General features: G+C 62.6%; 14 protein-coding genes. 3 read left to right on the top strand and 11 right to left on the bottom strand.

Annotated elements, in window-relative coordinates; translation table 11 throughout:
- Nucleotides 1–32 precede the first annotated feature (32 nt).
- From dapB to B015_RS0111205, 6 genes are all read right to left on the bottom strand, one after another.
- A complete protein-coding gene (gene dapB / locus B015_RS0111230; RefSeq protein ID WP_018427793.1) occupies nucleotides 33–854 on the bottom strand; it encodes a 4-hydroxy-tetrahydrodipicolinate reductase in 822 nt (273 codons plus the stop codon).
- A gap of 128 nt (nucleotides 855–982) precedes the next feature.
- Nucleotides 983–1,540 (bottom strand): OmpA family protein, encoded by a 558-nt coding sequence (locus tag B015_RS0111225; RefSeq protein WP_018427792.1) that lies wholly within the window; start codon nucleotides 1,538–1,540, stop codon nucleotides 983–985.
- Between the two features lie 143 nt (nucleotides 1,541–1,683).
- Entirely contained in the window at nucleotides 1,684–2,244 is a 561-nt protein-coding gene (locus B015_RS0111220) for a GNAT family N-acetyltransferase (RefSeq protein WP_018427791.1), read from the bottom strand.
- Nucleotides 2,245–2,246: 2 nt separating this feature from the next.
- Nucleotides 2,247–3,098 carry a 3-mercaptopyruvate sulfurtransferase gene (sseA, locus tag B015_RS0111215; protein WP_018427790.1) on the bottom strand — a complete coding sequence of 284 codons (852 nt, stop codon included), beginning with the start codon at nucleotides 3,096–3,098 and terminating at the stop codon, nucleotides 2,247–2,249.
- 14 nt (nucleotides 3,099–3,112) lie between these two features.
- Nucleotides 3,113–3,856 (bottom strand): alanyl-tRNA editing protein, encoded by a 744-nt coding sequence (locus tag B015_RS0111210; protein WP_018427789.1) that lies wholly within the window; start codon nucleotides 3,854–3,856, stop codon nucleotides 3,113–3,115.
- The gene (locus tag B015_RS0111205) at nucleotides 3,856–4,887 is read right to left on the bottom strand and encodes a cysteine synthase A (protein WP_018427788.1); all 1,032 of its coding nucleotides are present in this window, start codon (nucleotides 4,885–4,887) and stop codon (nucleotides 3,856–3,858) included. Before B015_RS0111205 ends, B015_RS0111210 begins: the two co-directional genes overlap by 1 nt.
- A gap of 317 nt (nucleotides 4,888–5,204) precedes the next feature.
- Here B015_RS0111205 and B015_RS0111200 point away from each other — a divergent pair, with 317 nt between their 5' ends.
- Nucleotides 5,205–6,026, top strand: coding sequence for an SDR family NAD(P)-dependent oxidoreductase (locus tag B015_RS0111200; RefSeq protein ID WP_018427787.1), 822 nt, complete (start codon nucleotides 5,205–5,207; stop codon nucleotides 6,024–6,026).
- 105 nt (nucleotides 6,027–6,131) lie between these two features.
- Here the strand turns inward: B015_RS0111200 and B015_RS0111195 are convergent, their stop codons facing one another.
- From B015_RS0111195 to B015_RS0111175, 4 genes are all read right to left on the bottom strand, one after another.
- The gene (locus B015_RS0111195; RefSeq protein ID WP_018427786.1) at nucleotides 6,132–7,550 is read right to left on the bottom strand and encodes a DEAD/DEAH box helicase; all 1,419 of its coding nucleotides are present in this window, start codon (nucleotides 7,548–7,550) and stop codon (nucleotides 6,132–6,134) included.
- Between the two features lie 333 nt (nucleotides 7,551–7,883).
- Nucleotides 7,884–8,060 carry a hypothetical protein gene (locus B015_RS33530; RefSeq protein ID WP_018427784.1) on the bottom strand — a complete coding sequence of 59 codons (177 nt, stop codon included), beginning with the start codon at nucleotides 8,058–8,060 and terminating at the stop codon, nucleotides 7,884–7,886.
- Nucleotides 8,061–8,249: 189 nt separating this feature from the next.
- Entirely contained in the window at nucleotides 8,250–8,981 is a 732-nt protein-coding gene (gene deoD, locus B015_RS0111180; RefSeq protein WP_018427783.1) for a purine-nucleoside phosphorylase, read from the bottom strand.
- Nucleotides 8,982–9,087: 106 nt separating this feature from the next.
- Nucleotides 9,088–11,679, bottom strand: coding sequence for a PAS domain-containing sensor histidine kinase (locus B015_RS0111175; protein WP_018427782.1), 2,592 nt, complete (start codon nucleotides 11,677–11,679; stop codon nucleotides 9,088–9,090).
- 203 nt (nucleotides 11,680–11,882) lie between these two features.
- Between B015_RS0111175 and B015_RS0111170 the strand changes: the two genes are divergently transcribed.
- The gene (locus tag B015_RS0111170) at nucleotides 11,883–12,596 is read left to right on the top strand and encodes a flagellar biosynthetic protein FliO (RefSeq protein WP_026227157.1); all 714 of its coding nucleotides are present in this window, start codon (nucleotides 11,883–11,885) and stop codon (nucleotides 12,594–12,596) included.
- A 74-nt stretch (nucleotides 12,597–12,670) separates the two neighbouring features.
- Here the strand turns inward: B015_RS0111170 and dksA are convergent, their stop codons facing one another.
- Nucleotides 12,671–13,087 (bottom strand): RNA polymerase-binding protein DksA, encoded by a 417-nt coding sequence (gene dksA, locus B015_RS0111165; RefSeq protein ID WP_026227156.1) that lies wholly within the window; start codon nucleotides 13,085–13,087, stop codon nucleotides 12,671–12,673.
- A 244-nt stretch (nucleotides 13,088–13,331) separates the two neighbouring features.
- Here dksA and B015_RS0111160 point away from each other — a divergent pair, with 244 nt between their 5' ends.
- On the top strand, nucleotides 13,332–13,835 hold the full coding sequence (locus tag B015_RS0111160; protein WP_026227155.1) for a histidine phosphatase family protein: 504 nt from the start codon (nucleotides 13,332–13,334) through the stop codon (nucleotides 13,833–13,835).
- Nucleotides 13,836–13,867 lie beyond the last annotated feature (32 nt).

Genomic DNA, 13,867 nt, shown 5'->3' with positions numbered 1-13,867 from the left:
GGCTTGGAGGAGCATGTCGCCCACCCGATTTGCTACACTGACAGTGTTTCGTCCATCAGCGCATCGAGCACCCGCACCAACCCCGTAAATTCACGCACACGCCTGATCGCGAGCAGCGTGCCGGCGACATAGGGCACAGCCGATGTACCCGCATCGTGGCGGATGACCAGGCGCTCCTCGGGCAGGCCGAACACGGTCTCGCAGGACAATTGATAAGACGGCAACCGCAGCGAATGAACCTGCACAGCCGTGCCCTCACCCAGCGTCGCACCGCGCGCCTCCGGGTGGCCGTATATTTCCGACTTCGGCAACGCCGTCGGCGCGCCCCTGATCTCCGATAGGGTCTCAGCCAGTTCGAGTGCTGTGCCCGACGGCGCGTCGGGCTTGCGGGCGCTGGCGTAATCGATGATCTCGACGTCGGGAATGTATTGCGCGGCCATCAACGCGAACTTCTTCATCAGCGTCGCCGTGATGGAATAGTTCCCAGCCGCGACCACACCAACGCCATTGGCACGTGCCGCCGCATTGATCTCGCGATAGTCGGCCGCGCCGAGACCGGAGGTGCCGATGATGACATGCCGGCCGCGTTCGATTGCCTGCATGACATGGCCTTTGACGGCCACCGGCTTGGTGTAGTCGACGACGACATCGGACGGCACGTCGAGCGCTTCGCTCAGGGACGGCCGAATGGCGAGGCCGATCGGCTGGCCGTTGGCGGCAACACCCGCATCGTGGCCAGCAGCGCGGCGAGCCACCGCGCCGACCAGTTGCATGTCGCCCTGCGCCAGTATCGCCGGAACCAGCGCCCTGCCGACCCACCCCGTGGCGCCAGCCATCACTACCTTGGTCGTCATCTCCCCTCCCAATATCGTCATTTCATTTTGGTATACTGTATACCATCGAAATCAGCGTGAATAAAGCCCGGCTTTTCGGGCCGGGCTCTGGGGTATCGTAGCGATCGCTGACGAAGATACCGAATCGACTACCGGATAAAGGCGTCGTAGCGGCGCAATGTGACGCGGCGGTTCTGCCAGTTCTCGTTCTGGGTCGGCACCAGCAGGAATTCCTCGCCGTAGCCGACGGTTTCCAGCGCATAGCGCGGAAGGCCGAATTCGCGAACCAGCGTCTGCTTGAGCGCGGCGGCGCGCCGCTCCGACAGCGCCTGATTGGACGCGTAGGAGCCGACCGCATCGGTGTGGCCCTCGATCAGCACGCGCGCGCCGGGATCGCGGCGCAGGATGCGCTCGAGCGCATTGGCGATATTTTCGACCTTGCCATATTGCGAATAGGGAACCTCGGCCGAGCCGAAGGCAAAATTAATCGACTGGATGTCGATCGACGGGGCCATGCGGCGCAGGTCCGGCCGGCGCTTGAATTCGCGCACGGTGACCCGCTGGTTCGGCTTGAGCTTGACCGTCGGCGCGGCTTGCAGCTGGCGCTCGATCTGCGCAGCCGAGGGCGTCGTCGCCTGGGCGGCGGCGAAGGAAGGGGCTGCGATCAGGGCAATCAGTGCGGCAGCAACGGTACGGCGGTTCAGCATCTACATTCTCCTTTCACTTCGACTTCGCAGTCGAACCTGTTGGCGCGGAAAATGCCTGAAGCAACCTGAAGATGGGATGAACGGTCCATTCACACGCGCACTGCCGATATCTGGCACCGGGCAACCGGTTCTCTTCAGTTCTGCTAGCGCATAACGCTGGCGGAGCGCTCGGCAAAAGTCATGGTGCGTACTGTCTCGCCCTTCTGCGCGACGGGCGAAAAACCCAGCTTCTGATAAAGCGAAAGGGCGGCGGGATGATCGAGCGTGCAGGTCTGCACTGTCACCTTGCGTGGCTTGTACGACCATGCTGCCGCTATGGCTGCGCCCAGAAACCAGCGGCCCAGCCCCTGCCCCGTCGCATGCTCCATAATGCCGAAATAAGCGAGCTCAACCTCGTCGGGCAGATGCGGCTTGAGATCGAAGAAGCCGGCGGGCGCGCCGTCGAGGTAAAGCACCCTGATGTCGCGATCCTCCCGATGGAGACCTGCCGCAAGTTCCTCGTCGTTGAGTCTCAGGATATTGACCCAGTGCCATTTTCGGCCGACGCGGTCGGCGAGGTAACGATAAAAGTGAAGCGGTATGTCGCGCGTCCTCAGCAGCGCGATCTGTTTGTTGACAGGCAGCGGCGGCGAATAGGCCGGCGGCACCTGCATCTCGAGAAAGGTCACTGTGACCGGGATGGTCTCGCTGCGGTCCGCGCCCATGCTCAGGCTTTTCCCGCAACCACAGGTGTATCCGACAGCCCGCCCCATTCGGTCCATGACCCGTCATAGAGCCTGACGTCGCCATGGCCAAGCGACTGCAGCGCGAGCGTGATGACGGCGGCGGTGACGCCGGAGCCGCAGGTGGTGACGACTGGTCTGGAGAGGTCGAGCCCCGCGTCTTCGAGCTTGGCCTTCAGGCGATCGAGCGGCAGGAATTCGCCATTTTCCGACAAGGTGACCGAAGGCACGTTGCGCGCACCCGGCATATGGCCGGAGCGCAAGCCCTGACGCGGCTCCGGGTCGGTGCCCTCGAACCGTCCGGCAGAACGCGCGTCGGCGATCTGGGCGCTGCCCGACTGGACGATGTCGCGCATCTCCGTCAGCGAGACGACCTTGGAAGCATCGTAGTCAACATGGAAGACATTCGGCGCAGTCCTGGTGGGCTCAGCGGTCACCGGCCGGCCATCGGCCTTCCAGCGCCCGAAACCACCATCCAGGATGTAGACCTGGAAGACGCCCATGATGCGGAACATCCACCAGACGCGTGGCGCCGACTGGAAGCCAGGACCATCATAGATGACGATGGTGTCGTCAGCCGAAATGCCCATCGAACCGGCATGGCGCGCAAACAGCGACGCCGACGGCATCGTGTGCGGCAAGGTCGAATCGGGATCGACAACCAGATCCTGATCAAAGAACACCGCGCCCGGAATATGGGCGGCGTCATACTCCTTGCGCGCATCCCGGTTCTGCGCCGGCATGTACCAGGACGCATCGACGATCGACAGTCCGGGCGTTCTCAGCCGCTGTTCGAGCCAGTCAGCGTCGATGACGAAGGCGCTTTTGTCGCCCATGGCAGTTCTCCGGTTCAGTTGGCGGGCATCGCGCCGAAGCGGATGCGGAAGCGGCGGTTCTCGCGCCCTTTCTTCTCGATCTTGCCGATATGGATCTCGCCGATCTCGGCAGTGCTGGCAACATGGGTGCCGCCGCAGGGCTGGCTGTCGATCGAGGCATTGTCGCCGATGCAGACGAGCCTGATGCGGCCGGTGCCGGAAGGCGGACGAACGTTCTTCGACTTCACCAGCGTGGGATTGGCGGCAAGCTCATCCTCCGAAATCCAGCGCGTGTAGATCGGATGGTTGGCCTGCACGAGTTCCATCAGCCTGATGGTGACGTCTTCCTTGGTGAAGCCGGCATCGGGGATATCGAAATCGACGCGCGAATCCTCCTCGCCGACGGCTGCACCTGTTATCGGATAGGGGCAGACCACCGTAAGCAGGTGGCAGGCTGCGTGCATGCGCATCAGCAACAGCCGCCGCGGCCAGTCGATGGCAAGCCTCAGCTTTTCTCCGACCTGGGGCACAGCCTGCTCAAGCGCCGGCACATGGATGATCTCGTCCTTGTGCTCGCCGGTGATGGTGGCGGCCACCGCAATCGGGCTGCCATCGGGGCGCAACATCACACCGGTGTCGCCTGGCTGGCCGCCTGAAGTGGCGTAGAAGATCGTGCGGTCGAGAATGATGCCGCCACGGTCATTGATGCCAACGACAGTGGCTTCGGTCTCACGCAGATAGGCGTCGTCGCGAAAAACCGCTTCGGTCGAAAATGCCATCACGCCACCTGCTCGAACGGAACCTCGATCTCGACCGGACGCTCCATCCAGTTGGGCACGGGCAGGTTCTTTTCGCGCAGGAATGTTGGATTGAACAGCTTGGACTGGTAGCGAGTACCGAAATCGGCGAGCACGGTGACGATGGTGTGGCCCGGTCCGAGTTCGCGCGCCAGGCGAATGGCACCAGCAATGTTGATGCCCGAGGAGCCGCCGACGCAGATGCCCTCCTCTTGGATCAGGTCGAAGACAATGGGCAACGCCTCCTCATCCGGAACCTGGTAGGAGAAGTCGGGCGTGAAGCCATCGAGATTTGCGGTGATGCGCCCCTGTCCGATGCCCTCGGTGATCGAACTGCCTTCGGACTTCAGTTCGCCCGAGGTGTAGTAGCTGTAGAGGGCAGCACCCAGAGGGTCTGCAAGCGCGATCCTTACGCCGGCGTTCTTGCCCTTGAGGCCCATGGCGACGCCGGCCAGAGTGCCGCCAGTACCGACAGCGGAAACAAAGCCATCGACCTTGCCCGACGTCTGCTGCCAGATCTCTTCGGCCGTCGTGCGGATATGCCCTTCCCTGTTCGCGACATTGTCGAACTGGTTGGCCCAGATCGCGCCATTGGGCTCGGTCCTTGCCAATTGCTCGGCCAGCCGCCCGGAAACCTTCACATAGTTGTTCGGGTTCTTGTAGGGCACCGCCGGAACCTCGATCAGCTCGGCCCCAAGCAGGCGCAGCGCGTCCTTCTTCTCCTGGCTTTGCGTATCGGGAATGACGATGACGGTGCGATAGCCGAGCGCCTTGGCGACAACGGTCAGGCCGATTCCGGTGTTGCCGGCGGTGCCTTCGACGATCACGCCGCCGGGCCGCAACAGGCCTCGCTTTTCAGCATCACGGATAATGAACAGGCCAGCGCGATCCTTGACCGACTGGCCGGGGTTCATGAACTCGGCCTTGCCGAAGATTTCGCAGCCGGTCTCCTCCGAGGCACGCCTCAGGCGGATAAGAGGCGTATTACCGATGGCATCGATCACCGAGCGCATGAAGATTCCTTCCCAATTCGCCGGAGAACCCTAGCGCATCGGCCCGAAAATCGGAATCGATTTTCGGAAAGCACGAAGCGCAGATTCAATACTTTAGAGCGTCCTTTATGCGTCCGTTCGGACGCATGGCGCTCTATAAAATGTGAGCCTCGGCTTTCAAGGGAAGATATTCTCTGAACCATCGGCATCACAGGGTCAGCATTCTACTGTGGGCAAAGCGGGCACGGTCCTGAGCGGACCATGCAGCCCTAAAACAGCCCTTGCATATGAACGCCGTGCCGTTAGACCTACATCGAAACTCTGCCCAGGGGACTTGATTGAGCACATACCGGGCTGACCCCAAGGACGGGGTAGCGTGGATAACCGGTGGCAGCACCGGGATCGGCCGTTCGGTCGCGCGCCTGCTGGCCCAGCAGGGCTATACGGTTGCTGTGACCGTGCGCCCAAACGACCCGCTGGACACGCTGATCGCCGAAACCAAGGACATGCCGGGCCGCGTGCTGTCCTTTCCGTCAGACGTCACCGACGAAGCCGGCATGGCGGCTGCGGTTGCAGCAATCGAGGCCCAGGCCGGACCAATCGTGCTCGCGGTGCTCAATGCCGGCGCCTACATGCCCGTGACCGGCGACAACCTTTGCATGAAAGCGTTCCGGCAGAGCTTTGCCGTCAATGTCTTCGGCGTGCTTCATGGCCTCGGTCCGGTCATCGATCGCATGCGCAACCGCGGACGCGGGCACATCGTGTTCATGGGCTCGATCAGCGCCTATTTCGGCTGGCCGACCACCGCCGCCTATGGCTCGACCAAGGCCGCGGTCAACATCATCGCCGAGGCGCTGAAGTTCGATCTCGACAAGATGAACATCCGGACCCAGGTGATGAACCCCGGCTTCATCGATACTCCGCTGACGGAAAAGGCCTCGTTCTCGATGCCGGCCATGATGCCGGTCGAACGGGCGGCCGAACGCATCTGCAAGGCAATCCGCAGCAGTGGTTTCGAGGTCACCTTCCCGCGCCGGCTGACCTGGGGCATGAAGCTGCTTTTCCTGCTGCCGCGGCCTATCCGCGAGAAGGCGCTGGTTGCCTCGACCAGATGGAAGCGCGAGCCGCTCGTCTATCTTCGTCGCAACAGATTCGACTGATCAGTCTGCGCCCCGAGCAAAACAAAAGGCGGCCGGAGCATCTCCGACCGCCTTTTTTGCTACCGCCTTTTTTTGTTCAAGCATTCCTGCCGAACAGAACGCTGATTATGCCGCGCGCGTGTTCGGCTTGCGGTTGCCAAAGCCACGACGCTTGCCGCGGAACGGCTTGCCGCCTTCGGGCCTCTCGCCCTTCGGTGCACCGGAGCCGCCACGCTCGCCACCCTTGGCGAATTTCGGCTTGCCGCCATTACCGCCATTGCCACCGTTGCCACGGCCGCGCTGGCCGTTCGGACGACCCTGGCGACGCTCGCCGGCATCGTCATTGGCCGGCTCGAAGCGCGGCTCACCAGCGGGCCGCTGCGGATCGGGCTGGCCAAGATGGTCCGCATCGACGGTCAGCTTCATGCGGATAATGCGCTCGACCTGCCTAAGCTTGGCGTTTTCCGACGGATCGACAAGCGTGACGGCGACACCATCGGCACCGTTGCGGCCGGTACGGCCGATACGGTGGACGTAGCTTTCAGCCTCGTCCGGCAGGTCGAAATTGACGACGTGGCTGATGCCGGGAACGTCGATACCGCGCGCGGCAATATCGGTCGCCACCAGGATGCGCACCGACCCGTCGCGGAAGCCGTTGAGCGCCTTCTGGCGGGCATTCTGCGACTTGTTGCCGTGAATGACCGCAGCCTCGAAGCCATCGCGCTCGAGATCGCGGGTGACGCGATCGGCGCCGTGCTTGGTACGGGCGAAGACGATCACGGAACGCATCTTCTCGTCGGCAAGCATGTCGGAAAGGATCTTGCGCTTCTGCTTGGTGCGGGCGAGCACGACGCTCTGGCGGATTTCAGCCGCCGTCGTGCCCTGCGGCGCCACTTCGACACGAACCGGATCCCTGAGCAGGCCCTGCGCCAGTTCGGCGATTTCCGCCGGCATGGTCGCCGAGAACAGCGCCGTCTGACGGAACTTGGCGGTCGCCTTGGCGATGCGCTTGACGTCGTTGATGAAGCCCATGTCGAGCATGCGGTCGGCTTCGTCGAGAACCAGCCACTGGGTGTCGGCCAGGATCAGGTCGCCCTCGCGCACCAGGTCGGTCAGACGACCCGGCGTTGCAATCAGCACGTCGACGCCGGGTCCGATCTTCTTGACCTGCGAGAAGCGCGACACGCCACCCAGCACGAGTGCGGTCGAGATATGCGCGCCCTTGGCCAGGATCTTGATGGTGTCCTCGATCTGCACGGCGAGTTCGCGCGTCGGCGCAAGGATAAGGGCGCGGGCGGTCTTGGGCCTGCGCTTGGTACCGAGAGCGATGATCTTGGACAGGATCGGCAAAGCGAAGGCTGCGGTCTTGCCGGAGCCGGTCTGCGCGATGCCGAGAATGTCGCGGCCTTCCAGCTGCGCCGGGATCGCCTCAACCTGGATCGGCTTGGGCTCAGTGAACCCGGCAGCGATCGTCGCCTTGAGCAGCGCGCCCGTAATGCCGAGTTTGGCGAAGCCGTTCAGCTCCGCGTTGTTTTCAATGGTCAATATCTTCTTCTTTCATGCGACGACAATCGTCGCAAACATCAATGGCGGCAGGGCGCAACCTACCGGCCTGAATCTTTCATGAAACGACAAGGCGGCGGACGCTCGTCCGCTCGGCTGCGCTGTCGTGCCCGCATGCCTCATGCCGCGGGTCTTTTTCGCCCGCTAACCGTTGCCGGAAATGGGAGAAATCAGACGCAACCAGTCTCCCCGTGGAGAAAGCCGTAAGCCCGGCTCAAGCGCCTATGCCGCCGCATATGGACGATCTGGCACGAAATTGCAACCCTCCGATGCTGCATCGCAACATAGGCATGCACTTCCGACTTCTCCCGAATCTCAGTGCCGGCGCATGACCTCATTCAGGGTATCGAGATCGACGTAGAAGATTCTGGTGATTGCGACGAACAGCTCGTCGCCCCAATAACCGTGCGATTTCAGGATGTTGATGGCGGTGATCATATCGACCGGCTCGATCAGACGCCTCTTCATGCTTTCCTCGACAAACTGCTCCATCGGGCTGTCCCTCTGTCCGAATGTACAGACGCAGTGAACACACACCGTAACGCTCGATCAGCGTATGGAGCTTCGCTTGCGTGGAACTTGCCGGCGCTTCCATCGACGATCAGGGGACGCGGGAAAAAGCGGCGACTCACAAAGCCTTGGAAAGATTACCACGAACAAAACCAGCGACCAGATGCCTCGTCACCGGACCTCCGACCGCATCGAGGCGACGACGTCCAGTGCCAGCCGGCTCATGTCACAGAAAAGCTCCTGCCGCTCGGATGCGTCGGTCTCTTCACCGTTGACCATGCTGTCGACCACGGTACAGATCGACAGGGCCTTGGCGCCGAAGCGCGCGGCGATTGTGTAGAGCGCACTGGTTTCCATATCGACGGACAGCGCGCCATGCGCGCGCACACCGGCAAAGCGGCCGAGCGTATCGGGATGATAAAAGACATCATTGGAAGCGGTCTGGCCGATATGGTGATCAAGGCCGAGCTCGGCCGCACGCTCGGCCGTGCGCCGCAAAAGATCGAAATCCGCGCTCGGGGCATAGTCATAGAGGCCGAAGAGCTGGCGGTTAACGTGACTGTCGGTGCTTGCCGACTGGGAAATGACCAGGCTGCGCAGCCTGACATGTTCGGCAAGCGCCCCGCATGTGCCGACGCGGATCAACGTCTTGGCGCCGTAGACGTCGAGCAGTTCGTGGGCGTAGATCGACATGGAGGGTGCACCGATGCCAGTCGTCTGGACACTGACCGGAACCCCGCGATAACGCCCTGTATAGCCAAGCGCGCCGCGCACTTGGTTCACCCGGCGCATGTCATCCAGGAAGGTGCGCGCTATCCATTCTACGCGTTGCGGATCACCTGCCAGCAGGACCGCCTCTGCATAGTCTCCGCGTCGAGCCTCATTATGTGGCGTCGTCTGCATGCCTTACCCCAGGACGATGCGCTTTACCCATGATGGCACTACATTAGCCACGGGGAAAGCTAACCAAACGATTGGGCAGAGCGGTACAGATGCCTGATGGCGTCTGCTAACTTTCGAGAACTTCCTTGACGACAGTCGCCAGTTGCTTGAGCGAGAATGGCTTGGGCAGGAAGCCGAACTGTGCGTCCGCCGGCAGATTCTTGGCGAATGCATCCTCGGCATAACCGGAGACGAAGATGAACTTGATGTCGGGCTGACGCTTGCGCAGCTCGCCAAGCAGTGTCGGCCCATCCATCTCGGGCATCACCACGTCGGAGACGACGACGTCGATCTTGCCGCCGAGCTCCTCGAAGACTTCGAGCGCCTCGACGCCTGAAGATGCTTCATGGACGGTATAGCCGCGCGATGTCAGCGCCCGCATGCCGCCCATGCGCACCGCATCCTCGTCCTCGACCAGCAGAACGGTTGCCGAACCGGAGAGATCCTTGGGCTGGGCCGGCTCAGCCGCCTTGGCAGCGGCAGGCACCGGCGCATCGGCTGCCGACTTGCCGTCTGCCTCGACCAGGACTGGTGCCGCCTTGGCGACATGACGCGGCAGGAAGATGCGGAACACCGTTCCCTTGCCAACCTCAGAATCGCAATAGATAAAGCCGCCGGTCTGCTTGATGATGCCGTAGACCATCGACAGGCCGAGACCCGTGCCCTTGCCCACTTCCTTGGTCGTGAAGAACGGCTCGAAGATCTTCTTGAGCACTTCAGGCGGAATGCCGGTGCCGCTGTCCTCGACTTCGACCAGCACATAGTCGGCCGGCACCAGCTCGCGGTAGCCATAGGCCTTGCACTCTTCGAGCGGCACATTCTTGGTGCGCACCATCAGGTCGCCACCTTGCGGCATGGCATCGCGGGCGTTGACCGCGAGGTTGACGACGACCTGCTCGAACTGGCCGATGTCGGCGCGGATCGGCCAGAGGTCGCGGCCGTGATCGACCTTGAGCTTGATGCTGTTGCCGACCAGGCGGGCGAGCAGCGTCCTGAGGTCGGCCAGCACATCGGTCAGGTTGAGCACTTCGGGGCGCAGCGTCTGCTTGCGCGAGAACGCCAGCAACTGCCGGACCAGCGAGGCGGCGCGGTTGGCATTCTGCTTGATATTCATGATGTCGGGGAAAGAAGGGTCCGACGGACGATGATTGGTCAGCAGCAGGTCCGACGCCATGATGATGGCGGTCAGTACGTTGTTGAAGTCGTGCGCGATGCCGCCGGCGAGCTGGCCGACGGCCTGCATCTTCTGGCTCTGGGCCATCTGGCTTTCGAGCGCCTTCTGCTCGGTGGTTTCGACCGCATAGACGATCGCCGCCTCTTCGGCTCCCTCGGCGTCGGCAACTGCATTGACGTAGAAGCGCATGTGGCGCTCCTCGTTGTCGGGCAGGACAGTATCGATCGGGGCGATGTCGGCCTGGCGCTGGTGCGCCCTTTCGAGCGCCGCTGCAAACGCCGCGCGGTCGCGCTCGTGAATGACGGTGTCGAGGCGCACGCGCCGGTCGACGGCGTCGCGATCGACCACTGTCGAAAACAGCGACAGGAACGGCGCATTGGTGCGCAGGATGCGGCCGCTCTGGTCGACGCCGGCAATCGCCATCGGCGTCGAATTGAAGAAGCGGGTGAAACGCACCTCGGAGGCCCTAAGCTGGGCCGACGAATCCTCGCCCTCGGTGCGGTTCAACACGATGGTGCGCGTCGCACCATTGACGCCCTCGCGGCTGGCCGAGACGCGGTGCATGAAGCGCACAGGCAACACCGCACCCTTGACGGTCGCCAGATCGAGATCGATTACGGCGTTGCGGGTCGTGCCGGCGTCGGCTTTAACCGAACGGACCAGCGCCATGCCATCGCCGGCAACGATCTCGTCAAGTGTGATGGCGCCGGGCGTGAAGCTTGCCAGGTCGATGCCGAGCCAGTCGGCCAGCGTGGCGTTGACATAGGTGATGCGACCGTCTTGGTCGGCCGAGAAGAAACCCGCAGGCGCGTGGTCGAGATGGTCGATTGCCTGCTGCAAGTCGAGGAAGAAGCGTTCCTGCTCGGCTCTCTCAGGCGAGATATCGGCAAGTTGCCACGCATTCAGCGGCTGGCGCTGCCCCGGTACATTGAAGGCGCGCGAGCGGACGCGGTACCAGCGTGCGCCGGGAGCTGCACCGGGACGGATGGACTGGGCAAGGCGGAACTCGCCGTCACCGGCCTGACCGTCGCGCAGGCCGGAAGCAAGCTGCGAGATGGTCGCCGAAGCTTCCGGCAGGTCCGAGAGCAGGCTTTCAACGGTCTTGAGTTCAGCGGCAGCGGCAGCGCCCGTCATGTCGGCGTAGGCGCGGTTGGCATAGACGATGCGGCCCTTGGCATCGGTCACGACCAGCCCCTGCGACATTGAATCGACAAATGCCTTGGACAGGCCGTCGGCCGGCGAGCGCGGCGCGATCTGCACGAAGCCGATCGCTGTGGCAAACAGATAGCCGACACCGATCATGGCGAGCACGCCGAGCATGCCCATCAGGAACGGGTCGCCCAGGCGTTCCCGGAACAGGCCGAACAGGATCGCCGCCCCCGTCAACACCACGATGAAGATGACCAGTCGGGTGATGGCATCCGGGCGCGCTGCCTGATCTACGATCGGCATCGGATAAAAGTCGTTGCGCGTTTCCTTGGCCATTCCCTTGCGAGTCTCTCCGGCTCGTTGTCCGCAGCGGTTGAATCACATTCTTAAGACCGGGAAAAGGCCCCACGAGAAGGCGACGCAAGTTCGAGGCAAGATCAGGCGCTTAGACACGGCTCTACCTGCGAAGCTCGAATGGCAACTTGCCGTACGTACTTGCATGGAGTTAGTGTCGCCGCGGCTCGAAGACGGGGGTAGAAATGTTTGATTGGCTGGATAGCGTGGCGGGCCCCGGTTACGCGGCTGCGGTGTTGTGGACCTTCGCGGCGCTCGTGCTGCTCGTCATCGTCCTTGTCATCGTCAAGCTGATCCGCAGCCTGACATTCGGCACGTTCGTCGCCGGCGGCCGCAACAGGAAAACGCGGCTCGCGGTGATGGACGCCACGGCCGTCGACAGCCACCGCCGCCTGGTTCTGGTACGCCGTGACGATGTCGAGCATCTGCTCCTCATTGGCGGACCGACCGATGTGGTGGTTGAAACCGACATCCGCATGGCTGCCCCGCGCCGCCCGGCGCTGACCGCAGCCGACAATGGTCACGAAGCACAACGTCCGGCCGCACCTTCCGCCCCGCAGACACCACGACAGCAGCCACCGGCGCCTGCGCGCGCGCAGCAGCCTGCCCCGACGCAACAGCAGGCGCCTCGACCGGCCCCGGTGCAAGCTGTACCTGCGACACCCGTCATGCCGGCTGCAGCATCGCGCCCTGCAGTAACGCCAACCTATGTGGCCCCAGCGAGACCTGCCCCGACACCTCCGGCGCCGCAGCCGCGCCGAGACGAGATCGACGATACGCTGATGAAGGAACTCGAGGTTTCACTCGATGACAAGCCGGCCAAGAAGGCGGCTGCGCCGGATCTGTCGCTCGACGACGAGATGGCCCGCCTGCTCGGCGAATTCGCTCCGAAGAAATAAGCAGCGCCAGCGACTGACTGAAGCACAAATGAAAAAGGCGGCCGAAGCCGCCTTTTTCCGTGCCTGCGAAGTGGTCAGTCGTCGCGATAGACTTTCTCGCGGCGCTCGTGACGTTCCTGAGCTTCGATCGACAGCGTGGCGATCGGACGGGCGTCCAAGCGCTTCAGCGAGATCGGTTCGCCAGTTTCTTCACAGTATCCGTAGGTGCCTTCGTCGATCCTCTGCAGCGCCGAGTCGATCTTGGAGATCAGCTTGCGTTGACGATCGCGCGCCCTCAGTTCGATGGCACGGTCCGTCTCCGACGAAGCACGATCGGCGAGATCGGGATGGTTGGCGTTTTCCTGCTGCAGAATTTCGAGCGTTTCACGAGCTTCGCGCAGGATGTCATTCTTCCAGGCGATCAACTTAGCTCTGAAGTACGATTTTTGCCGCTCATTCATGAACGGCTCCTCCTCGGAGGGCACGTAGCCAAGTACAACGGTATCGTTCATTAGACTCACCCGACAACCCCGTTTTGGCGCCTATATATTCGCGGGCCAACCCTCACACAAGCGTATTCAGCGAAAAGTTCACACATGCGCGGACACCCAATGATTCGCAGTGGCAGACCTGCAACTCTCTTCCCAAGAAACGCTTTCACGCACCGTCCGGTTGCAAGGCGACAGGGGCTTGGTTACATGCTGAACTGAAACTATGCGCAGGCTCGTCGGGGGCTTGAGCTTCCGGGAGCGAGATTTGAGCAGGCTTCTTCTACTCAGACACGCCAAAGCAGGTTGGGCCCTCCCCGGGATGCGCGATTTCGACCGGCCGCTCGATGCGACCGGAGTGGCCGATGCGGAAGCCACCGGAGCCGCGATGCGGGCATCCGGCTACGTTCCCGAACTGACGCTCTGCTCGAATGCGAGGCGTGCCCGCGAAACGCTGGAAGGCATCGCCGGCAGCACCGATACCGGCCGCGTGATCTTCACCGACGATCTCTACAGTTCTGACGCCGCCGGCTATCTCGACAAGATCCGCGAGAATGGCCGCCACAGCTCGATCCTCGTCATCGGCCACAATCCGATGATGGAGGACCTGGCGATGGCCGTCACCGGCGACGGCGAGGAACAGGCGCTGCATACGCTGCACACCGGCTTTCCAACTGCAGGACTGGCCGTGATCCGTTTCGAACAGGAGCTGTCGGCGGCAGAGCTCGGAAAAGGTTACCTGGAAGCGTTCCTAACCCCGGCCGATCTTTGAAGTCGCCAGCCATTTCAAAGCCCCGTCACGAC

Origin of the sequence: Hoeflea sp. 108 (genome assembly GCF_000372965.1) — a bacterium.
In the GTDB taxonomy this organism is placed as follows: Bacteria; Pseudomonadota; Alphaproteobacteria; order Rhizobiales; family Rhizobiaceae; genus Aminobacter.
This window is presented reverse-complemented; position numbering and strand designations above follow the sequence as displayed.